We start from the raw sequence: 22,751 nt of genomic DNA on the forward strand, positions 1-22,751 counted from the left end.
GTTTCGCCGCCTAGGTTTGCCAAACCGGACATCCTGTTCGGCTAGCCCTGTCGAGTGCGGATACAGAATGAGTCTGTTGAACCAGCTGTCACAAATCGGAAAAAACCTGGCTGCGCTGGGTCAGGCGAGGCTATTGGCCCTTGCAGGGGTCGGCGCATTGTCGATCCTCCTGATCATAGCCGGTGCGATTTTCCTCAATAAACCTGCCCAGGAAACCCTCTACATCGGTCTCTCCGGCGAAGACGTCAACCAGATCAGCCTGGTCCTGGCAGAATCCAACATCGATTTTGCCCCAGGCGCCGATGGTGCCTCGATCACGGTTCCCGCTGGCATGACCAACCGGGCACGGATGCTGCTGGCCGAACGCGGCCTGCCGTCTTCCAATACCGCTGGCTATGAACTGTTCGACCAGGTCGGCTCGTTGGGACTCACCAGCTTCATGCAGGAAGTCACCCGGGTTCGTGCGCTGGAAGGCGAGATCGCCCGCACCATTCAGTCCATCAACGGAATTTCCGCCGCCCGGGTCCATATCGTCATGGCCGACCGAGGCAATTTTCGGCGTGGCGACCAGCAGCCTTCGGCTTCGGTCATGGTCCGCACCAGCAACAATCTCGCCGGTCGGACTGCCGATTCGATCCGCCATCTGGTGGCATCCTCGGTGCCTGGCCTGAAAGTCGATGAAGTCACGGTGCTTGATTCGACCGGGCAATTGCTCGCCACCGGCGATGATTTCTCCAATTCAAATCTCAACCGGTCGCTGTCGATCGTGCAAATGGTGCAAGGCGAGATCGAGACCAACATTGAAAAGGCGCTGGCCCCGTTCCTTGGTATCGAGAATTTCCGCGCCAGCGTCACCGCCAAGGTCAATACCGACAGCCAGCAGACCCAGGAAACTGTCTATGATCCCGAATCCCGTGTCGAACGTTCGATCCGGGTGACGCGGGAGAACCAGACATCCAACCAGTCGGCCACCGAAACTCCGGCCACCGTGGAACAGAACATACCCGATGCAGGCCCCGGCGCTGGTGGTGCAGCCGGGCCGCAGTCGAGCGAACTGGCCGAGCGCAAGGAAGAACAGACCAATTTCGAGATCAACTCGAAGACCACGTCGACCGTGCGCAACAGTTACGCCATCGAAGGGCTGTCGATTGCCGTCGTTGTCAACAAGGGGCGAATCAACGCCATGCTTGGCGAGGCGCCGACCGAGGAACAGGTTTCAGCCTATCTCGCAGAACTTGAGCAGATCGTTTCCACGGCAGCCGGTATTGATGCCGAGCGTGGCGATCGTGCCAACGTCACCGCCATGGAATTCCTGGCCAATGATTTGCTGAACGACAACGCCACCCAGCCGGGTTTTGTCGATACGCTGCGCACGCAGCTTGGAACAATAATCAACGCGGTCGCCTTTGTAGCCGTGGCGTTGCTGCTGGTGATGTTCGGCTTTAGGCCGCTGCTCAACGGCGCCCGCGCCAGCAAACCGGTTGATGAGCTCGTCGATGACGGACTGGAACTTCCCGACTTCTCGCCGGCAGCGATGGCCGCTGGCGGCGGCATGCCGATGGAAGGCTTCGGTGCCGACTTCGGCTTTGACGCGGAAGGTGATTCCGAACTCGAGCTTGAAGACTCGGGTAGCTTCAACCGGCGCGTCAAGGAGGGTCCGGAACGGCGCCTGGCGCGCATGGTCGAGATCAACGAGGAGCGCGCCGCCAAGATTCTCAGGAGCTGGGCCTCGGGCGAGGCAGCTTGAGCTGATGCTGGCACCGCCGTGTGATCCCCATCTTCGCGGTCCGTACGTCAAACCTTTCCCATCTGCTTTGCGCTCAAATGATCTCATTTGAGCGCAATTTGCATTGTGGATGCAGCGATGCCGCCGGCATTCCCTCTGTTCGCGTGGACACGTCTCCGGTTGCAATCAGCGCATCTTGGCCTGTCCCGAATCGAGAATCGCGGCCTTGCATAGAATTGGCCACACGGGAAGTCCCAAAATTTAACTATGGATATTTGGTATGAGGTCCTGCACTCTGTCACAGGTGGGGGGTGATTCGTTATCCCGTAAAAGTAGTGGCTGTTGATGCAGCGGCTCGGTTCAAGAGTGGGGCGGCATGTATGCGAAGGTGTATACGTAAACAACGACGCCAATCCTTGGCCAAGCGTGACCGTTGCGTCGTGCCTGACAGAAGGAAGGGATTGGAATGGTCGCGCGCGCTGCGTTAATCCAGGAAATGGAATCCAAGCAGTCCTGTGGGAACATCACCGGCGGGATCGACCTGATCAGTGCCTATGTCGGCGCGCGGTGTTATTTGGTGGCCAGATACGACCATTATTCCGATCGGCACCATGATTTCATTGTCACGTCCAACTGGCCTTTCGACCTGGTTCGCACTCTCGGCTCCGCGCTGATCGACGCCCAGGCTCGTTCCAGCGAGGTACGACGGTGCCTTCAGGCATTTGAGCCGGCGTTTCACGATGTCGATCCGGCGATCGAGGTGCCTGAAGATCTGTCGAGACGGGTGTGCCTGATTCCCTATAATGTCGGGCATGCGCGATTGATGCTGGTGTTGTTGTTTGAGCGCGATGCTTTTCTGTCGCATGATCGGCTCCGCGACGCGGCGTTGGCGGCGGCCTATCATACGTCACATTTCGCCAGCCTGACATCGACCACGGATGCGCTCTCGGACCTGACAGACCGCGAAATCGAGTGTCTTTCATGGATAGGCGAGGGCAAGACCAGTGACGAGATCGCCCTGATCATCGGAATTTCGCGCAATACCGTGAACAATTACATCACCAGTATCATGAACAAGACCGGCGCAAAAACTCGGTCTGAAGCGGTCGCCTTTGCTGTTCGTCAACGCATCATTTGAGGTCAGGAACCAAACATATGGAACTTGCAGCACCTCAGGGTGCCCGGGATCGGGCACAACACCTCACCAACGATGGTACCAGTAGGATGGCAGGATCGACCGCAGACCTCTTTCCCAAGCTGGTAACGATGCAGCAAGTGTGCGCCGGCGCCGGTTTTGCCGTCCTGGCTGCGCAGGCACAGACCCTGCTGACGCCCGGCGGTCTTATCGTCAAGATGCAGAGCCCGGGCAACGAAGACCTGGTCAGCCAACTGCTGGACGAACGATTGGAATTCCTGCTGGCGCATCTGCGGACATCGCCACGGCCATTGATGTTGGCATCGGTAGATGAAAAGGCGGTGCGGCCTACGCTGGCGGTCATCGGCGCGGCCCTGTTGGAAGGCCGTACCGATCTTCTGTTTCCCGTGCAATTGGGCGCCATGGGCAACGGGATCATTGTTTTCTTTGGTGTGCGCGGCGATATCGGTAATGAGGTGTTGATCGAGTTGCATCGCAAGGCGCTGATGGTCATGCGCGAGACCTTGCGGCTGGCGTTCGGCGTGACACCGGTGGCCGAAAAGCTAAATGAGCGGGAAATCGAGTGCCTGCAATTGGTTGGCAACGGCATGAAGAGCGAAGCCATCGGCGAACGGTTGCAATTGTCGGTGCATACCGTCAATGCCTATCTCGGCTCCGCAACCACCAAGCTGGACGCCGTCAACCGCATCCAGGCGATCGCCAAATCAATCCGCCTCGGCATCATAGCCTGATCCCCGGCGTTGCGTGCGTGACAGCTCAGCGCTCAGGTTTGTGGGCCTGTTGATCCAATATTAAGCGACCTTCAATTCCGTCAGGAAATCGCGTCCATCAGCGATTTCGTGGCGCCGAGCCCATTTGCTCAGGCGTGGCCCGGCGTCATGCCGAGCTTGGCCGTCCCGGCTCTCAGGCCGCCGGACGGGCGACCTGGATTGCCGGTATGAACGGCCGAAACGCCGCAGCACGCAAGCTGTGCTCGAGCAACATGGTGTTGTCGTGGGGCGTATCGGCCGGGTCATCGAAGGCAATGTGGTTGATTTCAACACCGCCGCAATCGCGCTCCAGCGTCAGCCGGGCATAGATCGTGACACCTTTGGGTCGGATCTCGAGGTCCAGCACCACACGCGGGTGCCCGCTCCAGTCCAGATAGTAGTCGCCGCCGATCCCGAGCTTGATGGTGCCCGGCAGAAAGAACATTTCCGCGGCAGACGCCACCAGGTCCGAGAGATCGCCATGGCGCTCGAAGCGTAGCATTGAAACCAGGTCGGCGACATCAATCAGCCGCAGTTCACTGGCGACGGTGCAGATCGCGTCGGCGACGATTTTTTCACGTTCGGTTGAATACGGATTCTTTTTCATTGTCGAGCGCCTACGGTTGGGGGCCTGGATTTCTCGGCGTAGATCCGGTGTACGAGTTCGGCCACAGCCTTGTAGAACACCGGTGGGATGAAACTATCGACCGAGACTTGCGCAAACATGGAGCGCGCAAGCGGCGGATCTTCAAAGACCGGAACCCCATTGGCTTCGGCCACTTCACGAATTTTCAGTGCAATCAGGTCCTGACCCTTGGCGATCACCACCGGGGCGCCGCCTGCTTCGCGGGAATAGCGGAGCGCCACTGCAAAATGGGTCGGGTTGGCAATGACCAGCGTGGCCCGCGGAACCTCGGCAATCATCCGCCGCCGCGCCCGGTCACGCGCCAGCGACCGCTGCCGTGCCTTGATGATCGGATCGCCGTCCGATTGCTTCATCTCGTCCTTGAGATCCTGTTTGCTCATCTTGAGATCAGCGTGCCAGCTGTAGCGGGTCCACAACAGATCCAGCACCGCCAGGGTTGCCGTGCAGATCAGCACCACAGTTATGACCTTGCCGGCCAGCCGGGCGATATCCGGTGCCACCAGCGTCGGATCCATGAACATCAGGTCAAGTGAGCGGAAATATTCCGATTTCATGACGGTAGCCACGATGATCGAGACCACGACGATCTTGAACATCGATTTGGCGAATTCGACCATGCCCTTGGTGCTGTAGATTCGACCGATCCCCTTGCCCGGCGAAATCCGCTCCAGTTTCGGTTGGATCCGGTCGAGAACCGGGCTTGGCATGTTCTGCAACACCGAGGCACCCAAACCGAAACCCATCAGCAACGCAAACGCCGGCAGCATTACCGAGCCGGCCTCGACAAACAGCAGCCGGAAAAGGGCTACGGCATCGCTGCCGGTCTGGATGCGCCAGCCATCGGATTGCTCGAAGACGTCGCGCAGTGTTGTTGAAAAACGGGCGGCGCCGGCGGGCAGGAAGAATACCAGATACACCAGCATGCCCAGGGTGGAGGCGAAGATCGGCACTTCGCGGCTGAAGGGAACGTTGCCCTTGTCCGCCGCGTCGCGCAGTTTTTTCTCTGTTGGTTCTTCTGTTTTGCTGTCTTTGTCTTCGCCTTCAGCCATCGCGACTCAGACTCAGGCCGCTTGCGCTGTTGCCGGCGCTTCTTCGCGCAGCGTCAGCTGGTCGAGGCCTGCAAGCCGGATCGCTTCCTGCGCGATCGTGCGTCGCGCAACAGCGATTTCGCGGGTGTTGACGCCGGCATCGCCCGCGGCCAGATCCGATTCGATCATCCGCCTTTGTCGTGCGCCGATTGACGACAACACCGCTTCGCGCAGGTCATTGTCCGCGCCGCGCAGTGCGGCGGTGATGATGTCGCCGGAAATGTCGTTGAACAGGGCAACGCGGCTGCGTTGCGGCATCAATGCGATGTCGTCGAACAGGAATATCCGTGGCCGAACTTTCTCGACGGCGGACTTGGAGACCGTTTCAAGCGCGCCAAGCAACGATTCGACGTCGGGCTTGGACAGCTCGTTCATGATCTCGGCGACCTTGACCGAACCGGAGTTGCCCTTCTCGGCATCCATCTCGGCGACAAGATCCCGGACCCGCGCTTCGATGATCGCGGCGGCGCGTGGGTTGACGTTTTTCAAATCGACCGCGCGGCGAACGATGTCGACCCGCGCCTTCTCCGGCAATTTCATCAGCGTCTTGCCGGCAAACCCGGCCGGCAGCATTGACACGATATAGGCGGCGGTCTGCGGATGTTCGCTTTGCAGGTATCGACCGACCCGGTCGGGGTTCGCACCCTGCAACCGGTCCCATATGGATGTCTCGTAGCTTTCAAACTGTGTCCGGCGTCCAAGCAGGCCATCGACTTCATCGGGCGTGAGCCCTTCCTCGAGGATGCCTTCCATCGCCTTGGCGTTGTCCATCAGGCCGGCGCCTTCGCTGAACAGGTCCTCGAATTCGTTGACCAGCTCGATAAGTTCCTGCGGCTTGATGGTGCGCAGGTTCTGGGCCTTCTTGATGATTTCCTGGAGTTCGTCATATTCGAAGAACTTCAGCAGCTTGCCGGCCACGGGTTTGCCCATGGCCAAAAGCACGGCAGCGGCCTTTTCCGACGCGGTCAGTTGCGTGGTTCCGCCTGCGCCAGTCGGATCGAACTCATCATATTCTGCCATCAGTCGCTCTTCTTCTGCGTTGCGCCAACAACTTCGATGATGCGAACCGCAAACCGTGTCTCGTCCGATTCCAGCACCGTGATTTCACCGCGGCCGATCAGCTTGCCATTGACCATGATCTCGACCGGTTCGCCGATCTTCCGGTCAAGCGCGATGGTCGCGCCTTCAGAAAGATCCATCAACGAGGAAACGGCCATCCGGCTTGAGCCGAGAATGATCTGAACATCGATTGGAATTCCGAGCACCAGGTCAACCCGGCTCTGTGTTCCGCTGGCGCCCAATTTTGCGGAAGTAGCGGGTGCCGCTGTGGCACCGAAATCCTGGCCCAGCCCGGCGTCGCTGCCGAACCCGCTGCCAAGGCCGCCCGCGCCGAGATCCGGCGCAGCGTCGAAGTCGCCGCCAAACTCGGGAGCATCCAGGTTCGGGGCTCCCCCAAGTTCTGCAGACGCATCGAAGTCTGAAGTTGCTCCCAGATCGAACGGATCTGCGACCGCCGTAGAGGGTTCGTCGTCCGCGATATCCGCGCCAAAGTCAGAACCAAAGGCTGCTGCCCCACCCATACTATCCACGCTTTCATTGTTGCCTGCCGGTTCATTTCCGGCGTCTTTTTTCAAAACACCACGAAGATCGCCGACCGCTCCGTCTATTGCGCCATCGTCGAGCGCCACTGGGTCGTTGTCGTCATCTTGTGCGTTTTTGCCAGCCATTCGTTCTTATCCCGTCTCAAGCTTGCCCGGAGCCTGCCTCGACGCTCCATCCTGCCCGTTCATGAAAAATCTGACTTCCAATTCTCGTCCGGACCGGCCTGACCTTCGATCTTGACCATGTAGCGGCTGCCGGATCGACCCAGCGCGCAGGTATAAAGCGGTTTGCCATTGGCGCTCAACGTGACGGAAATGTCACCATTGTCGGCAAAGCCGATCAAGTCGCCTGGCTGCAAGCGGCTGATGTCGCCTAGCGGCATCGGCGCCAGCGCCACGGCGGCCTGCAAACTGATCTGCGAGCGCGAAACCCGCTCGCTCAGCCGCTCTGTCCAATTGCCCGGTTCGGCTCCGGATTTGCTGTTCGGCTTGACCGCAGTCAGCTTCGACTTGAGCAGCAGCGCTTGCGGCAGGACTAATGTCAGAGGCGCGCTGATCGCGCCGAATTCGAGATTGAGTGTCAGCGCTGCGGCGTGGAAATTGGGGGTTGGATCGTCTTCTTCGTCCGGAATATCGGCACGCGGCCTGCTCGCGCTTGCCTTGGATTGGGGGTCGGCGCTTACCACGTCGCGCAGCGTATCATTGAGCTGTTCGAACACCACCAGCGACATGTCGAGCTCGATCCCGGACAATGGGCGTGCGACAATGTCGAGCTGGTCGGGATCAGAACCGCCGAGCAGGCACTCGACCAACCCGATGACCAGTTTGGTGCCGCACAGAATCCCGATGTCCGGCGACCAGCCGGAAATGGTGGCTTCGCAGTAGGCTGCATCTCGGCTCAGGTCCGCCAGCAGCACACGCCGGCGTCCAAGTTTGATGTCGCCAGGCCGCGCATCAACCGCAATTCCGATCGACTTGTTCAAGGAACCCGCCAAAGCCGGGCACAACAGCGCCAACAGGGTCTGGCATTTTTGTTCGATGGTTTCGGTTTCGCCCTTGGCGCCGATCATCCGGTCCAGCAGGTCGGGATCCAGTTTCCGGAGGCTCGGTGTTGAACTTGGTGCGCTGGCGTTCATTGGATCATGCAGCCTTTGCTTCGCCGCCGCCCGGGTTCATCATTTCCTGCTCGACGGCGTCAATCGACGGGCGCTCATAGGATGAGATGGTCTTGCGGCCGTGCTCCAGCGCTACCTGCGGCACCGAACCGTTCATGTAGGCGAGCAGGGTCTGCTTGACGATGGTGTAGAGCCGGTTCTGCTTGGTCCGGACAATCTTGATGTTAAGTGCGATCGGCCCGAAGATGCAGTAGGAAAGGAAAATGCCGAGCATGGTTCCCACCAGTGCCGCGCCGATCAGACCGCCCAGCACCGCAGGCGATTCATTGATCGCCGCCATCGCCTTGATCACACCCAGAACGGCGGCGATGATGCCCAGCGCCGGGCAGGCGTCCGACATCACGCTCATGGCATTGTAGGGCTTGAGCCGATCCTGCGCGATGGTGTGGATTTCCTCGTCCATCAGCGCTTCGATCTCGTGCGGACGGGCGTTGCCTATGATGATCAGGCGCACGTAATCGCAAATGAAAGATGTCAGTTCCTTGTTCTTCAGCACCGTCGGCGCCGATTGAAACAGTTCCGACTCTTCGGGGTTGTCGATGTGGCTTTCGATCTCGTTGCGGCTCTTGGTGCGCAGGTCGCGCATCAGCGAATAGAGAATGCTCAGCGTGTCGAGATACTCGCGTTCCTTGGGTACGGTGTTCTTGAACGCCTCGCCGATCGCTTTCATCGTATCCTTGATGGTCTTGATCGGGTTGGACATCACAAAACCGCCAATGGCAGCGCCGCCGATGATCATCAGCTCGAATGGCTGGTTGAGAACTTCGATGTGGCCGCCCATTGCCATGAACCCGCCGAGCACGCAGCCCAGCGTAATAACCAAGCCGATTACGATATTCATGACATTTCACCCGCGATTATTGCATGCGATCCAACTCCTACGGCGTGAGCCTTGTGTGAAGCTGAATCTGTTCCTCTGGTGAGTGCTTCTCTACCGTCGACCAGCCTCGCGCAAGCATGTTGACCTATTTCCGGACATATACCGGGAGAGGCGCGCCGATTTGCGGCCGCTGCTTGTCTCGCTGGATCAACAAGGGGCAAATCGGTGACAACCACTTACACCAGCTACCGTCTGATCTCACAGGATATTCCGCGTTCAATCGAGCGTATCGCCAGCCAACCCGTGGTGGCCCGCGAGAGCGAATATTACCTGTCTCGGATCTCCGAGGTGAAGTCGGTCGATGAGTTCATGGCCGATACGCGCTTGTTCAATTACGCAATGAAGGCGCATGGGCTGGAGGACATGTCCTACGCCAAGGCATTCATGCGCAAGGTCCTGACCGAAGGTGTCGACAAAGATGACGCATTCGCCAACAAGCTTGCCGATTCAAAGTATGCGGCCTTCGCCGAAACCTACAATTTCGCGCGGAACGGCGAGACGGCGACGATCTTCACCAAGGCGCAGCAGGGCACGGTCGACAAATATCTCCGGCTTACGCTCGAAGAGGACGCCGGCGTCGACAATACCGGTGTCCGTCTGGCGCTGTATTTCCAGCGCTCCGCGCCAGAACTCACATCGGCCTATGGCATTCTTGCCGACACGGCGATTTCGCAGGTCGTGTTCACGGCCCTCGGGTTGTCTTCCGAACTTGCCGCTTCTGATATCGACCGGCAGGCAGACATGCTGGATGCGCGTATCGATATCGAAGATTTCAAGGATCCCGAAAAGCTCGGCAAGTTCCTGGAGCGCTTCACCGCTCTGTGGGAGCTCGAAAATCCGTCCTTCGGGTCGGTCGATTCAAGCGTCTTGCTCGGCTCCTCGGCCGGCTTCGGAATTACTCCGGAACTGATGCTGTCGCTCAACAATCTCAAACTTGGTGGTCGTTAATGCAGAGTTCAATCTATGTCGCGCTGTCCTCGCAGATAGCACTCGAGCGCCGCATGAACACGCTTGCCGACAATGTCGCCAATGCCAACACGACCGGCTTTCGCGCCACCGAGGTCAAATTCAACGAGGTTATGGCCGACACCGGCGCCGCCGATGTTTCATTCGTCAATCAGGGCCAGGATTTCCTGTCCACCGAGAATGGCGGCTTGCGCGCCACCGGCAGTCAGCTTGATTTTGCCATTCGCGGCGATGCCTGGTTCATGATCGAAACCCCGACCGGGCAGATGCTGACCCGGGACGGCCGTTTTACGATTACCGAGGCCGGGGCACTGGTCAATATCAATGGTTATCCGGTGCTTGATCCCGGTGGCGCTCCGCTTCAGCTCGATCCTGCGGGCGGCCCACCCGAGGCCGGCCGCGATGGTGGCTTGAGCCAGAATGGCGTGAGACTCGGCGCGATCGGACTTTACCAGGCTGATCTGTCCCAGGGGTATTACCGTAAGGGATCGCTCGGAGTGGTGCCGGTCGTTCCGCCCGAACCGTTGCTGGATACACCCGGTGCCGGACTGGTGCAGGGCTATGTCGAGGATTCCAATGTCAACCCGGTCGCCGAGATGAGCCAGCTCATCATGGTGTCGCGCGCCTTTGAAAACGCCTCGGCGATGATGCGCAGCACCGACGATATCTTCAAGGAAGCAATCCGGACGCTTGGCAGCGGCAGATGATGACCGAGCTCGATCGGATTGATCACCGTAACGTTTTCACCGTCGGTGCGGGCTTGTGAGCGGCCGCGAGGGGCTGGCGAGGCTCGCCGAAGGTGTGCGGGAATTTGTCAGGCCGGAAGGCGGGCATGATGTCACCGGCACCGTCACGGCGGTGGCGCCGGGTCGATGCGTCATCGCCGGGTTGTCGCGGCATGTCAGAATCGGAGATTTCGTCGGCTTTCGCAGGACTGATGGGGTCAAGCTGGCCGAGGTGGTCAGCCTGGGGCCGGAGGAGCTGATAGCCTGCCCGGTTGATGGCGCTTCGCAAGCCAGCATCGGCGAGACCGTCTGGCGCCGCGGCGCATTTCGCTTGTCACCCGATGCCAGCTGGTGCGGACGCACCATCAGCGCACTGGGCGAACCTGTCGATGGTCTCGGGCCTTTGCGGCAGGGTGCAGTTTCGCGCACCGTCACCGGACCACCGCCAGCTTCTATGTTGCGCCAGCGAGTCACCAAGCCGCTGCGCACCGGCGTTCGGGTGGTCGATGTGTTTACGCCGATTTGCCAGGGCCAGCGTCTGGGTATCTTTGCAGGGTCCGGGGTCGGCAAGTCGACGCTGCTGTCGATGTTCGCCAAGGCCGCCGATTTTGACCGGGCCGTCGTCGCGCTGGTCGGCGAACGCGGCCGTGAGGTCCGCGAATTCATCGAGGACACGCTGGGCCCAAACATGGCCAAGACAGTCGCGGTGGTGGCCACCAGCGACGAAAGTCCGATGCTGCGCAAACTGGCGCCGCAGACCGCAATGGCCGTCGCCGAACATTTCCGTGATCGCGGCGAAAACGTCCTGCTGATCGTTGACAGCCTGACCCGTTTTGCGCACGCGCTGCGCGAAATCGGAATGGCAGCAGGTGAGCCGCCGGTGGCGCGCGGTTATCCCGCCTCGGTCTTCACTGCCTTGCCGGGTTTACTGGAGCGTGCCGGGCCGGGACCCGTGGGGGCAGGTGCAATCACCGCGATCGCCTCCATCCTTGTCGATGGCGATAACCACAATGACCCCGTAGCTGATTCCGCGCGCGGCATTCTCGACGGCCACCTGGTTCTGGATCGGGCGCTTGCCGATGAAGGCCGCTACCCGCCGGTCAATCCGCTGACGTCGATCTCGCGACTTGCCCGCAAGGCCTGGCGCGGCGACGAGGAAAAACTGGTCATGCGTCTCAAGGCGCTGATCCACCGCTATGAGGAAACCCGCGATCTGCGGCTCATCGGCGGCTACCGGGCTGGCTCCGATGCCGAGCTGGACATGGCCATCAAGCAGGCTCCGGTGATTTATGAAACCCTCAGACAGACGCCCGAACAACCGCCGAGTGCCGATGCCTTCGCCGAACTCGCCGAGGCAATGAAGGCCGCGGCTGGAATTCCGACGACAGCGCCCGCCAGTGAAAGGACCAGACCGTGAGCGAGATCGACAGTATCGAGATCGAAGACGAAACCCCACAACGCAAACCGGCCCGGAAACGCACCGGCGACCGCGCCCTGTCGATCGTTGGTTTCCTGCTCGCCACCGCGGCAGCGTTTTTTCCCTGGTATGTGTTCTTCAATCAAGAGAGCTTCGGCATAGCTCCGATGGGATACGCCGATACACGCGATCTGCCGGAGACGGTGGGCCGCAGTGTGGTCAATGTGTCGCCGCTTGCCATTCCGGATGAAAAGGACGGTTCCACCGAGAGGTCCGCGTTCGACCCGATTATCACCGCAACGGTTCCCAATCCCGAAGATGGCGCCCGCAGCGCGTCGCTTGATGCCGAGCCCGACCCAAACCAGACCTTCCCGGGCAGGCCGAAATACCGCCTGCTCCATGTTGCCAACGGCCGTGCCCTGATCGAGGACAAATCGGGCATGTATATTGTCCGTATAGGTTCGGTCCTGCCCGACAACTCCCGCCTCGCCACGCTCGAACAGCGTGAGGGGAGATGGGTGATCGTGACCTCCAACGGTGAAGTCATTCAGCGCTGACGCGCTGCCATTCCGGCGCCACGCCGGCGGTTGTAACAATCCGATCCGCCTCACCGCAGAATTCGTAAGGCACGCACAAGATTGACCGCATAGTTTCCGAACTGCACAGGACGGAGATACGCCATGCAACCGATCCAGCTTTTCGAACTGACCTCCAAGCAAGCGCACTGGCTCACGGTGCGCCAGAGTGTCGTCGCGGGCAATATCGCCAACGTCAATACGCCCGGCTATGCGTCGCGGGAAGTCGCGGCTTTCGATGCGGTGTTGCAGGAAACCGGGACGCGGATGGCCGCGACCCAACCAGGTCATTTCCGGGAAGATCCGATGCGTGGCGCGGTGCGCAGTGGCAAATCAGATGAAATTGACGTTTTGCCATCGGGCAACTCAGTCAACTTGCCTGACGAGCTGAGCAAGACCGCCGAAATCAAGCGCCTTTATGAACTTAACACCGGGATGGTGAAGGCGTTCAATAGAATGATGCTGTTAACGGTAAGGCGCTGAACTAGATGGATCCGCTGTCACTCGCTTCGCGCATCGCGTCTTCTGGTCTCAATGTCCAGGAAACCCGGATGCGCGTCCTGTCCGAAAACCTTGCCAACGCTCAGTCCACCGGTGATACCCCCGGCGCTGACGCCTATCGGCGCAAGACCATCAGTTTTTCCTGGGAACTCGACCGCTCGCTCGGCGCATCCAAGGCCAAGGTCTCCAAGCTCGACGTCGACCCATCGGATTTCTCGATCGAGTACGATCCGGGAAATCCCGCCGCCGACGACAAGGGCATGGTCAAGCTGCCCAATGTCAACGTGCTGGTGGAATTGGCCGACATGCGCGAGGCCAACAGGTCTTACGAAGCCAATCTTCAAACCATCAAGCAGACCCGTGAACTGGTCTCGATGACGCTCGAACTGCTGAGGAACCAATGATTGACATGATTGCAGCCAGCGGTGCGCTGTCACGGTTGTCGGGCGGTGCAGACACCGAACTCGCCAGCGCGGCGACGATGCCGCAGATGCCGGCGACGTCCGGCGTTCCAACCTCCAATTCATTCGCCGATGTGATGCAGTCGCTCGGCGAAGGTGTGGTTTCCAACCTGAAGGTTGCCGAAGGGCAATCATTCGCTGCGGTTCGTGGCGAAGCTGCCACGCGTGATGTCGTCGATTCCATCATGAAGGCCGAACAGTCACTGCAAACCGCCATCGCCATTCGCGACAAGCTGGTAACGGCCTATCTCGAAATCGCCCGTATGCAAATCTGAGGAATTCCGCCATGAAGGCATTGGCCATCGCCGCCACAGGCATGAACGCGCAGCAACTCAATCTTGAAGTGATCGCCAACAACGTGGCGAACATCAACACGACGGGTTTCAAGCGCGCCCGCGCCGAATTCGCCGATCTGCTCTATCAGGTCGAGCGCAACCAGGGCGTACCCAACGCCTCCAATCAGGCGATCGTGCCCGAGGGCGCGCATATCGGCCTTGGCGTTCAAACCTCGGCGGTGCGCAACCTGCATATTCAGGGCAGCTTGATCGGCACCAGCAACAAGCTCGATCTTGCCTTGGTCGGCCGCGGCTGGTTCCAGATCGAAAGCGCCGACGGTGGAACCAATTACACCCGCGCCGGCGCCTTCAACACCAACGCAGAGGGCGAACTCGTCACCATCGATGGTTACCGTGTTGTGCCCGGCGTCACCTTCCCCGAAGACGCCAGCGAAGTTATCATCTCCCGCACCGGTCAGGTCTTCGCGCGAGATCGGCAACGACGCCGAAATGCAGGATCTGGGCCAGTTGACGCTTGCCAATTTCGTCAACGAGGCAGGCCTCGAGCCAATGGGCGACAATCTCTTCCGCGAAACACCCGCTTCGGGTCCGGCGATTGTCGGCGTTCCCGATGATCCGGGCTACGCCCACATTCAGCAGGGTTATCTCGAAGGCTCCAACGTTGATCCGGTCAAGGAAATCACCGACCTGATTTCGGCCCAGCGCGCCTATGAAATGAATTCCAAGATCATTCAGGCGGCCGATGAAATGGCGTCTGTGGTTTCCAAGAACCTCCGGTAACAAAGGACCAGGCAAAACATGACGTTTCGCCCCACATCGCAGTTGCCACTGCTCCTTCGCGGAGCCATCGCAGTCGCGTGCGTGCTTGGCGCCATGGGGCCTGTTCAGGCCGGCCCGCGGACTGCCGTCGTGCCGCACCGGACCATCTATCCGGGCGAGGAACTCAGCGCCGATCTGGTACGCGAAGTCAACGTCACCAACCCCAATCTGCGTGGCGGGTATGTTGCCATCACCAGTGAGGTTCTTGGCAAGGTCACCACCCGCACGTTGCTGCCGGGCCACACAATCCCGGTTGCGGCCTTGCGCGATGCCTGGGCGGTCGAGCGCGGCTCCACGGTGCCTTTGATCTTTGACGGCAACGGCATGATCATCACCGCCGTCGGCACCCCGCTGCAAAACGCCGTCATCGGTGATTTCATTCAGGCCCGCAACATCGAAACCGGCGTTGTGATCTCCGGCACTGTGATGGCTGACGGAAGCGTTCGGGTGGCGCCGAAATGATTCGCCATCTTGCAAAATTCATCGGTGTCTGGGCTGCGATTCTGGTGTTGACCGGGTCCGGTCCCGGACCCGATTCAGACACGGTCCCGGATGCTGGTTCCGGCATTGATTTCGGTTTCGTGCAGCGCGCCGGTGCGGCTTCTCGGATCAAGGACATCGCGTCACTGCAGGCGGCCCGCGACAATCAGCTGATCGGTTACGGCCTGGTGGTCGGATTGCCGGGAACTGGCGACGGCCTGCGCAATTCGCCCTTCACCGAGCAATCGCTGCGCGCCATGCTGCAAAATCTCGGCATTTCGACAGAGGGTGGCGCCTCGCGCGCCAACAATGTCGCAGCCGTGATCGTCACTGCTAACCTGCCGCCCTTCGCATCCATTGGTTCGCGGATCGATGTCACTGTTTCCTCGCTCGGCGATGCAACCTCGTTGCGTGGCGGCACGCTGGTAATGACCTCGATGTCCGGCGCCGATGGTCAGATCTATGCCGTCGCCCAGGGCTCCGTCATCGTCTCGGCGCTTTCCGCCGCCGGTGACGCGGCAACTCTGCAGCAAGGTGTGGCGACAGCCGGACGTCTTCCGGGCGGCGCCATCATCGAACGTGAAATCCCGGCCACTTTCAAAAGCGTCGGCGGTCTTGTCTATCAGTTGCGCAACCCGGATTTTTCCACCGCTGTCGGCATGGCGGATGTGATCAACGCCTATTCCGAAACCCGCTATGGCAGCGCCATTGCCGAAGCACGTGATTCCACCACGGTGGCCGTGCGCAAGCCCAAGCAGGCAGACCTCGCGCGCCTGATGGCCGAGCTTGAAGGCCTGATCGTGGAAACCGACACACCGGCACGTGTGGTTATCAATGAACGCACCGGAACCATTGTTATCGGCAACGACGTCCGCGTTTCCAAGGTTGCCGTCAGCCATGGCACCCTGACGGTGCAGATCAAGGAAACTCCGACGGTGGTGCAGCCGTCGCCGTTTTCACGCGGCGTGACTGCAGTTGAGCCGCTGACCGACATTACCGCCGGCGTCGACGGCGGTCAGGTGGCCATCATCGACGGTCCTGACCTGCGTACCCTGGTGGCTGGCCTCAATTCGATCGGCGTCAAGCCCGATGGCATCATCGCCATTCTGCAGGGGATCAAGTCCGCTGGCGCGCTTCATGCCGAATTGGTGCTTCAATGAGCATGATCCCGCAGATCATCCGTCGACGGTCGGGTTCCGGCCTCGGCCCGGCCGCCGTTCTGGCGCTGGCGCTGCTGGCTCCCGGTGCACTGGCGCAACAGGCGCCGCCGTCGATGCAGGACGAGATCCGTCAGTTTTGCGGCAATATTGCCGATGCCGCGCGCGATCAGCGCTATATCCTTCAAAAGCAGGAACTCGAAGAGCTCCAGGCCGGTGTCGACGAGCGCATCAAGCGGCTTGACGAACGGTCTGTACAGTATCGTGACTGGCTTCAGAAGCGTGAGGAATTCATGCGCGTGGCCGAATCCCAGCTTGTCAATATCTACAAGAACATGCGCCCTGATGCGGCAGCCGAGCAGCTCGAAATTGTCCGGCCCGAGATTGCCGCGGCGATCGTCATGAAACTCAGCCCCCGGCTTGCGAGCGCAATCCTCAACGAGATGGATTCGACAAAGGCCGCCGGCCTGACCGGCATCATCGCCAGCGCCGCGGCGCCCGACCTTCCCGAGGACCCATCATGAGCAGGGCCATCGCCTTAACCGTCATCGCCCTCTCATTGAGCGGATGCGGGTCGCAAACCTTCCAGGAAATCGGCAGGGCGCCATCGATGAGCCCTGTCGGATCGGGCCTGACCTATGGCGAAACCCCGCAGATGGCGGCCTATCCCAAACAGCCGGCGCAGCGCACCAACAGCTTTTCGCTCTGGGATGACCGCAGCGCCAAGCTGTTCCAGGACGCGCGTGCCGTCAGCATCGGCGACATTCTCACCGTTGATCTCGAAATCAACGACAAGGCCAATTTCGACAACGCCACCGATCGTAGTCGCACCAATGCCAGCGGCATCAATGCCAGCGTCAATATTCCCGCCGTTGGCGCGGTCGGTGCTGGCGATGTCGGCTTCGGCTCCAATACCTCGACCAAGGGCCAGGGCAACACCGCACGCTCCGAGCAGCTCAAGCTGCGCATCGCCGCGGTCGTCACTGGTATTCTGCCCAACGGCAATCTGGTGATCAGCGGCAGCCAGGAAGTCCGGGTCAATCACGAACTGCGCATTCTCAATGTCGCTGGCATCGTCAGGCCGCTCGACGTCGACCACAACAACACGGTGGCTTACGACAAGATCGCCGAGGCGCGGGTTTCCTATGGTGGTCGCGGTCGCTTGACGGAAGTGCAGCAACCGCCGGTCGGTCAGCAGCTCGTCGACATCTATTCACCGATCTGACGGGCGCAGGCATGGCTGACAGCGAAGACCAGGGTGAAGGGCAGGGCAAGAAGAAGTCGGGACTGATCGTCACCGTCGCCATTGTGCTCGTGCTCAGTCTTGTCGCCGGCGCTGGCGGCTGGGTGCTGGGCGGCGTTCTCGCCCCGCAGGTGGCCACCGAAGACGAGCCCGCCGATGCGGCTGGTCACGAGGGCGAAGCCGGCAAAACCGGGGAAGCAGCCGAAAACAAACCCCGGGATAACGTGTTTCCGTTGGAGCCGATCACCACAAACCTGTCATACCCTTCTGAAAACTGGATTCGAGATCGAAGTGTCGCTCGTCTTTTCCGGGAATGCGGATGCCGAGCTCGCCGATCAGATCCATCAGGACATCCTGTCCTATTTGCGCACCGTGTCGCTTCAGCAGATTGAAGGGCCGCGGGGGTTTCAGTATTTGCGCGATGACTTGCGTGAGCGCGTGAAGTTGCGGTCGGAAGGCCGCGTCAACGACCTATTGTTCAGGACTTTTGTGATCGAATGATTCGACGGATCTCAGCCTTTGCGGCCATGATGGCGTTTGCAACGGCGGCACATGCCCAGGCGCTGGACCCGAGCCTGCTGCAGGTGCCGGTGGACGGTTCTGTCGCAAGCTGGATCATCCGTACCTTCGGCCTGCTCACCGTGCTCTCGGTGGCGCCGGGTATTCTGATCATGGTGACCAGCTTTCCGCGTTTCATCATCGCCTTTGCGATCCTGCGCTCCGGCATGGGGCTGGCTACCACCCCGGCCAATATGATCCTGGTCAGCCTTGCACTGTTCATGACATTCTACGTCATGGCTCCAACCTTCGACCGCGCCTGGGACACCGGCGTATCGCCTCTGCTTGAAAACCAGATCACGGAGGAAGAGGCAATCGCGCTGATTGCCGATCCGTTCCGCGAGTTCATGCTGGTCAATACTCGTCCCAAAGATCTTGCGTTGTTTGTCGATATCGCCACCGAACGCGGCCAGACCACCGAAACCGCCGGCAAGATCGACATGCGGGTGATGGTCCCGGCCTTCATGATTTCCGAAATCCGGCGTGGCTTCGAGATTGGCTTTCTTGTCGTTCTGCCATTCCTGGTGATTGATCTGGTGGTGGCCACCATCACCATGTCTATGGGCATGATGATGTTGCCGCCAACGGCGATCTCATTGCCGTTCAAGATCCTGTTCTTTGTCCTCATTGATGGCTGGAACCTTCTCGTCGGCAGCCTTGTCAGGTCTTTCTCCTGAGCCGTTAATTACTGGTTAACCCTATACAATTGTTCTGCAATTTGGGCTCTCGATTAATCAAATCGAAAGCCCGGAATGGCATTGTTCTGTCAACGCGACGGGTAGGAACCCCTTCGACAAACAAATGGGTTCCAACAGGCATGATGCCGAAACGCCGCGACCGGTAAAACAATGAATCCGGTATGTCCCTCTTCAGTATTGCGTAATAACAAGGGACAATCCCATGACAAGCATCATGACTAACTCCGCAGCCATGTCTGCTCTGCAGACACTCCGTTCGATCAACAACGACATGGAAAACACCCAGAACCGCATTTCGTCGGGTTACCGGGTTGAATCCGCTGCCGACAACGCGGCTTACTGGTCGATCGCTACCACCATGCGTTCGGACAACAAGGCTCTGTCGACCGTCCAGGACGCTCTCGGCCTCGGCGCTGCCAAGGTTGACGTTGCCTATACCGGCATGAACTCGGCGATCGACGTGGTCTCCGAAATCAAGGCCAAGCTGGTTGCAGCCCGCGAGCCCGGCGTTGACAAGACCAAGATCGACAAGGAACTGACCGAGCTGAAGAACCAGCTGGTTTCGGTTTCCGAATCGGCCTCGTTCTCCGGTGAAAATTGGCTTAACAACACCACCGCCACTGCATCCGGCAGCAAGGAAATCGTCGCCGGTTTCAACCGTGACTCCGCTGGTCTGGTGACGCTGACCACGTTGGGTGTTGACACCAGTTCGACCACGCTGATCGGCGCCGGCAACGAAAGCCTCGGTATCCTCACCAAGGATATTGATGCGAACGCGCTGGACCCGGATGCCACCGGTACCGCAACGCGTGACTACTTCCTGATCGATACCGGCTCCACCGGTGGTACCGCTTCTTCGGGTACCGCGATTGCACTGACATCCGGCACGTCCGACGCGCAGGTTGACGATATGATCCGAGTTGTCGACTCGATGTTGACCCAGATGACGGACGCCGCTTCGAACCTCGGTGCCGTCAACAAGCGTATCTCGATGCAGGACGATTTCGTGTCGAACCTGATGGACTCCATCGACAAGGGTGTCGGACGACTTGTCGACGCGGACATGAACGAGGAATCGACCCGCCTGAAGGCTCTGCAGACACAGCAGCAGCTCGGCATTCAGGCCCTGTCGATTGCCAACTCCAACTCGCAGAACGTGTTGTCGCTGTTCCGTTAAGGAAAGCAGCAAACTCGCAATAAGAGTTGATCATTACGAAACGCCGGGGAGCAATTCCCGGCGTTTTGCATTTTTGAAACAGATTTGATCAGACCGCTCGAGGATTAAGTGTTCCGTAACCATAGTTCGGCATTTTGGGGTCAAGAAATGGTGGGTCGTTAGCCGGGAATACGCGGTAACGACGGGCATGATGCCTTGCCATCGTTGCCGGTAATCCAAGCCCGGCATGTCCCAAGTTTTTTATGTCAAAAGGGACACCTCCATGACAAGCATTATGACTAACTCCGCAGCCATGTCTGCTCTGCAAACCCTCCGTTCGATCAACAGCGACATGGAAACGACGCAGAACCGCATTTCGTCCGGTTACCGTGTTGAAACTGCTGCGGACAACGCGGCTTACTGGTCGATCGCCACTACCATGCGTTCGGACAACAAGGCACTGTCGACCGTCCAGGACGCTCTCGGCCTCGGCGCTGCCAAGGTTGACGTTGCCTATACCGGCATGAACTCGGCGATCGACGTGGTCTCCGAAATCAAGGCCAAGCTGGTTGCAGCCCGCGAGCCTGGTGTCGACAAGACCAAGATCGACAAGGAACTGACCGAGCTGAAGAACCAGCTAGTTTCTATTTCCGAATCGGCTTCGTTCTCCGGTGAAAACTGGCTCAACAACACCACCACGACTGCTGCCGGCACCAAGGAAATCGTTGGCGGCTTCACCCGCGATGCAAGCGGCAAGGTGTCCATCACAACGCTCGAAGTCGACACCAGTTCGACTACTCTGATCGGCGCCGACAATGAAAGCCTTGGTATTCTTACCAAGGACATCGACGCCAACGCGCTGGACCCCGATGCCACCGGTACCGCAACTCGTGACTATTTCCTGATCGACACGGGCTCCACGAATGGTACCGCTTCTTCGGGTACCGCGATTGCACTGACATCCGGCACGTCCGACGCGCAGGTTGACGATATGATCCGAGTTGTTGACTCGATGTTGACCCAGATGACGGACGCTGCTTCGAACCTCGGTGCCGTCAACAAGCGCGTATCGATGCAGGAAGATTTCGTTGCCAACCTGATGGACTCCATCGACAGTGGTATCGGACGACTTGTCGACGCGGACATGAACGAGGAATCGACCCGCCTGAAGGCTCTGCAGACACAGCAGCAGCTCGGCATTCAGTCGCTGTCGATTGCCAACTCCAACTCGGAAAACATCCTGCAGCTCTTCCGTTAAGAGCGTTTCAGGCTGCGACCGCCCCAGGGCGGTCGCATCGAGCCGGAATTCAGAAGGCCGCTTCGGAAACGAAGCGGCCTTTTTCGCGTTTATGGCGACTAATTATCAAATTCTTCATTTCCGGTTGTCGTGGGGGCTTGAGTTAACTCCTCGTTAACCATAAACATTTACTCCTTAGTTACCAACGGTGAACCGGAGCGCATGGGCAATGACAGCTCCGGTCTGCATGATGCACATTCACCGTCACCGGAATCATGGCCGGTATGTCCCTGGGCAACATTAGGGGGCATTTTATATGACCAGCATTATGACCAATACAGCCGCAATGGCGGCTTTGCAGACTCTTCGGACAATCAATTCCGAAATGGAAACGACACAGGCACGGGTTTCTTCGGGATACCGCGTTGAAACGGCCGGCGACAATGCCGCCTACTGGTCGATCGCAACAACCATGCGGTCCGACAACAAGGCGCTTTCCACCGTCAAGGATGCACTCGGCCTCGGCGCTGCCAAGGTTGACATCGCCTATACGGCAATGAACAGCTCCATCGACGTGGTCTCGGAAATCAAAGCCAAACTGGTGGCGGCGCGCGAACCTGGTGTCGACAAGACCAAGATCGACAAGGAACTCACGGAACTCAAGAACCAGCTTTCCTCGATCTCGGAATCGGCTTCGTTCTCCGGCGAAAACTGGCTCCACAACACAAGCCTCACCGCCGCCGGCACCAAATCGGTCGTTGGCGGGTTCAACCGCGATGTCAACGGGTTTGTTTCCATCACCACGCTCGACATCAGTGTCACCAGTTTGACGCTGGTCGGTTCAGCCAACGAAAGTCTCGGTATCCTGACCATGGATATCGACGCCAACGCACTTGATCCTGATGCGACCGGCACCGCTCCGCGTGACTACTTCCTGATCGATACCGGCTCGACCACCGGTACCGCTTCCTCGGGTACTGCGATTACGTTGACAGCCGGAACGACCGACGCGCAGGTTGACGACATGATCAGGGTGGTTGACTCGATCCTGTCCCAGATGACTGACGCCGCTTCCAATCTCGGCGCGATCTCCAAGCGGGTCGACATGCAGGAAGATTTTGTCGCTAATCTGATAGATTCGATCGACAAGGGCGTGGGGCGTCTCGTTGACGCAGACATGAACGAGGAATCGACCCGGTTGAAGGCGTTGCAGACGCAGCAACAGCTGGGCATTCAATCGCTCTCCATCGCCAACACGAATTCGCAAAACATACTATCGCTCTTCCAGCAGTAGGTTTGGCCCGCTCCTGATTGGGCGCGCCGCGTGATCAAATTCTGCCGTGCCGCCGGTCATCGGTCATGGTGGATCAGCTGGACCGCGCCAAATTGCCCTTGGCGCGGTCCAGCGGCTATTTGCGGTTTCGGTCGGGTCAAAGGCAAA

The 22,751-nt window shown here is 59.3% G+C and carries 23 protein-coding genes and 3 pseudogenes; 20 read left to right on the forward strand and 6 right to left on the reverse strand.

From position 1 onward, the window contains the following. The first annotated feature begins 67 nt into the window (after window positions 1-67). The 3 genes from fliF to OEG84_RS19940 all read left to right on the forward strand — a co-directional run bounded on the left by fliF (window position 68) and on the right by OEG84_RS19940 (window position 3,613). Entirely contained in the window at window positions 68-1,747 is a 1,680-nt protein-coding gene (fliF, locus tag OEG84_RS19930; RefSeq protein WP_267655349.1) for a flagellar basal-body MS-ring/collar protein FliF, read from the forward strand. A gap of 445 nt (window positions 1,748-2,192) precedes the next feature. Next, window positions 2,193-2,864, forward strand: coding sequence for a transcriptional regulator VisN (gene visN, locus OEG84_RS19935; RefSeq protein ID WP_425602875.1), 672 nt, complete (start codon window positions 2,193-2,195; stop codon window positions 2,862-2,864). Between the two features lie 86 nt (window positions 2,865-2,950). Next, window positions 2,951-3,613: a response regulator transcription factor gene (locus OEG84_RS19940; RefSeq protein ID WP_267655352.1), complete on the forward strand. Its 663-nt coding sequence runs from the start codon at window positions 2,951-2,953 to the stop codon at window positions 3,611-3,613. Between the two features lie 172 nt (window positions 3,614-3,785). Here OEG84_RS19940 and OEG84_RS19945 read toward each other — a convergent pair whose 3' ends face one another. The 6 genes from OEG84_RS19945 to motA are packed head-to-tail and all read right to left on the reverse strand — an operon-like array spanning window position 3,786 to window position 8,982. Further along, complete coding sequence (locus OEG84_RS19945; protein ID WP_267655353.1) at window positions 3,786-4,238, reverse strand: hypothetical protein; 453 nt, start codon at window positions 4,236-4,238, stop codon at window positions 3,786-3,788. Beyond that, window positions 4,235-5,326 (reverse strand): flagellar biosynthesis protein FlhB, encoded by a 1,092-nt coding sequence (gene flhB, locus OEG84_RS19950; protein WP_267655354.1) that lies wholly within the window; start codon window positions 5,324-5,326, stop codon window positions 4,235-4,237. The genes OEG84_RS19945 and flhB overlap by 4 nt, the downstream gene beginning before the upstream one ends. 12 nt (window positions 5,327-5,338) lie before the next feature. Next, window positions 5,339-6,385 (reverse strand): flagellar motor switch protein FliG, encoded by a 1,047-nt coding sequence (locus tag OEG84_RS19955; protein WP_267655356.1) that lies wholly within the window; start codon window positions 6,383-6,385, stop codon window positions 5,339-5,341. Then, window positions 6,385-7,092: a flagellar motor switch protein FliN gene (fliN, locus tag OEG84_RS19960; protein WP_267655357.1), complete on the reverse strand. Its 708-nt coding sequence runs from the start codon at window positions 7,090-7,092 to the stop codon at window positions 6,385-6,387. The genes OEG84_RS19955 and fliN overlap by 1 nt, the downstream gene beginning before the upstream one ends. 59 nt (window positions 7,093-7,151) lie before the next feature. After that, window positions 7,152-8,102 carry a FliM/FliN family flagellar motor switch protein gene (locus tag OEG84_RS19965; protein ID WP_267655358.1) on the reverse strand — a complete coding sequence of 317 codons (951 nt, stop codon included), beginning with the start codon at window positions 8,100-8,102 and terminating at the stop codon, window positions 7,152-7,154. A gap of 4 nt (window positions 8,103-8,106) precedes the next feature. Next, window positions 8,107-8,982: a flagellar motor stator protein MotA gene (gene motA / locus OEG84_RS19970; protein WP_267655359.1), complete on the reverse strand. Its 876-nt coding sequence runs from the start codon at window positions 8,980-8,982 to the stop codon at window positions 8,107-8,109. A 204-nt stretch (window positions 8,983-9,186) separates the two neighbouring features. Between motA and OEG84_RS19975 the strand changes: the two genes are divergently transcribed. From OEG84_RS19975 to OEG84_RS20055, 17 genes and pseudogenes are all read left to right on the forward strand, one after another. Continuing rightward, the gene (locus OEG84_RS19975; RefSeq protein WP_267655360.1) at window positions 9,187-9,969 is read left to right on the forward strand and encodes a DUF1217 domain-containing protein; all 783 of its coding nucleotides are present in this window, start codon (window positions 9,187-9,189) and stop codon (window positions 9,967-9,969) included. Further along, window positions 9,969-10,694: a flagellar basal-body rod protein FlgF gene (gene flgF, locus OEG84_RS19980; RefSeq protein WP_267655361.1), complete on the forward strand. Its 726-nt coding sequence runs from the start codon at window positions 9,969-9,971 to the stop codon at window positions 10,692-10,694. The genes OEG84_RS19975 and flgF overlap by 1 nt, the downstream gene beginning before the upstream one ends. Window positions 10,695-10,749: 55 nt before the next feature. Next, complete coding sequence (gene fliI, locus OEG84_RS19985; RefSeq protein WP_425602876.1) at window positions 10,750-12,129, forward strand: flagellar protein export ATPase FliI; 1,380 nt, start codon at window positions 10,750-10,752, stop codon at window positions 12,127-12,129. Then, window positions 12,126-12,686 (forward strand): flagellar protein, encoded by a 561-nt coding sequence (locus OEG84_RS19990; protein WP_267655362.1) that lies wholly within the window; start codon window positions 12,126-12,128, stop codon window positions 12,684-12,686. Before fliI ends, OEG84_RS19990 begins: the two co-directional genes overlap by 4 nt. Before the next feature lie 123 nt (window positions 12,687-12,809). Further along, window positions 12,810-13,187, forward strand: a complete 378-nt coding sequence (flgB, locus tag OEG84_RS19995) for a flagellar basal body rod protein FlgB (protein ID WP_267655363.1) — start codon at window positions 12,810-12,812, stop codon at window positions 13,185-13,187. A gap of 5 nt (window positions 13,188-13,192) precedes the next feature. Continuing rightward, window positions 13,193-13,609, forward strand: a complete 417-nt coding sequence (flgC, locus tag OEG84_RS20000) for a flagellar basal body rod protein FlgC (protein WP_267655364.1) — start codon at window positions 13,193-13,195, stop codon at window positions 13,607-13,609. Then, window positions 13,606-13,941, forward strand: coding sequence for a flagellar hook-basal body complex protein FliE (fliE, locus tag OEG84_RS20005; RefSeq protein WP_267655365.1), 336 nt, complete (start codon window positions 13,606-13,608; stop codon window positions 13,939-13,941). Before flgC ends, fliE begins: the two co-directional genes overlap by 4 nt. 11 nt (window positions 13,942-13,952) lie before the next feature. Then, a pseudogene (gene flgG / locus OEG84_RS20010) lies at window positions 13,953-14,742 on the forward strand (flagellar basal-body rod protein FlgG). Between the two features lie 18 nt (window positions 14,743-14,760). Continuing rightward, the gene (flgA, locus tag OEG84_RS20015; protein ID WP_267655366.1) at window positions 14,761-15,243 is read left to right on the forward strand and encodes a flagellar basal body P-ring formation chaperone FlgA; all 483 of its coding nucleotides are present in this window, start codon (window positions 14,761-14,763) and stop codon (window positions 15,241-15,243) included. Window positions 15,244-15,383: 140 nt separating this feature from the next. Continuing rightward, window positions 15,384-16,421: pseudogene (locus OEG84_RS20020) on the forward strand (flagellar basal body P-ring protein FlgI); the annotation flags it as partial. After that, window positions 16,418-16,942: a MotE family protein gene (locus OEG84_RS20025; RefSeq protein WP_267655367.1), complete on the forward strand. Its 525-nt coding sequence runs from the start codon at window positions 16,418-16,420 to the stop codon at window positions 16,940-16,942. The pseudogene OEG84_RS20020 and the gene OEG84_RS20025, both read left to right, overlap by 4 nt. Further along, window positions 16,939-17,643: a flagellar basal body L-ring protein FlgH gene (flgH, locus tag OEG84_RS20030; protein ID WP_267655368.1), complete on the forward strand. Its 705-nt coding sequence runs from the start codon at window positions 16,939-16,941 to the stop codon at window positions 17,641-17,643. Before OEG84_RS20025 ends, flgH begins: the two co-directional genes overlap by 4 nt. Window positions 17,644-17,654: 11 nt before the next feature. Continuing rightward, window positions 17,655-18,162: pseudogene (locus OEG84_RS20035) on the forward strand (flagellar basal body-associated FliL family protein). Further along, on the forward strand, window positions 18,159-18,896 hold the full coding sequence (gene fliP, locus OEG84_RS20040; protein ID WP_267655369.1) for a flagellar type III secretion system pore protein FliP: 738 nt from the start codon (window positions 18,159-18,161) through the stop codon (window positions 18,894-18,896). The pseudogene OEG84_RS20035 and the gene fliP overlap by 4 nt, the downstream one beginning before the upstream one ends. Window positions 18,897-19,119: 223 nt before the next feature. Beyond that, window positions 19,120-20,094, forward strand: coding sequence for a flagellin N-terminal helical domain-containing protein (locus OEG84_RS20045; protein ID WP_267655370.1), 975 nt, complete (start codon window positions 19,120-19,122; stop codon window positions 20,092-20,094). 262 nt (window positions 20,095-20,356) lie between these two features. Continuing rightward, the gene (locus OEG84_RS20050) at window positions 20,357-21,331 is read left to right on the forward strand and encodes a flagellin N-terminal helical domain-containing protein (protein ID WP_267655371.1); all 975 of its coding nucleotides are present in this window, start codon (window positions 20,357-20,359) and stop codon (window positions 21,329-21,331) included. A gap of 295 nt (window positions 21,332-21,626) precedes the next feature. After that, window positions 21,627-22,604, forward strand: coding sequence for a flagellin N-terminal helical domain-containing protein (locus tag OEG84_RS20055; protein WP_267655372.1), 978 nt, complete (start codon window positions 21,627-21,629; stop codon window positions 22,602-22,604). Window positions 22,605-22,751: the final 147 nt, after the last annotated feature.

Source organism: Hoeflea algicola (assembly GCF_026619415.1).
GTDB lineage: Bacteria > Pseudomonadota > Alphaproteobacteria > Rhizobiales > Rhizobiaceae > Hoeflea > Hoeflea algicola.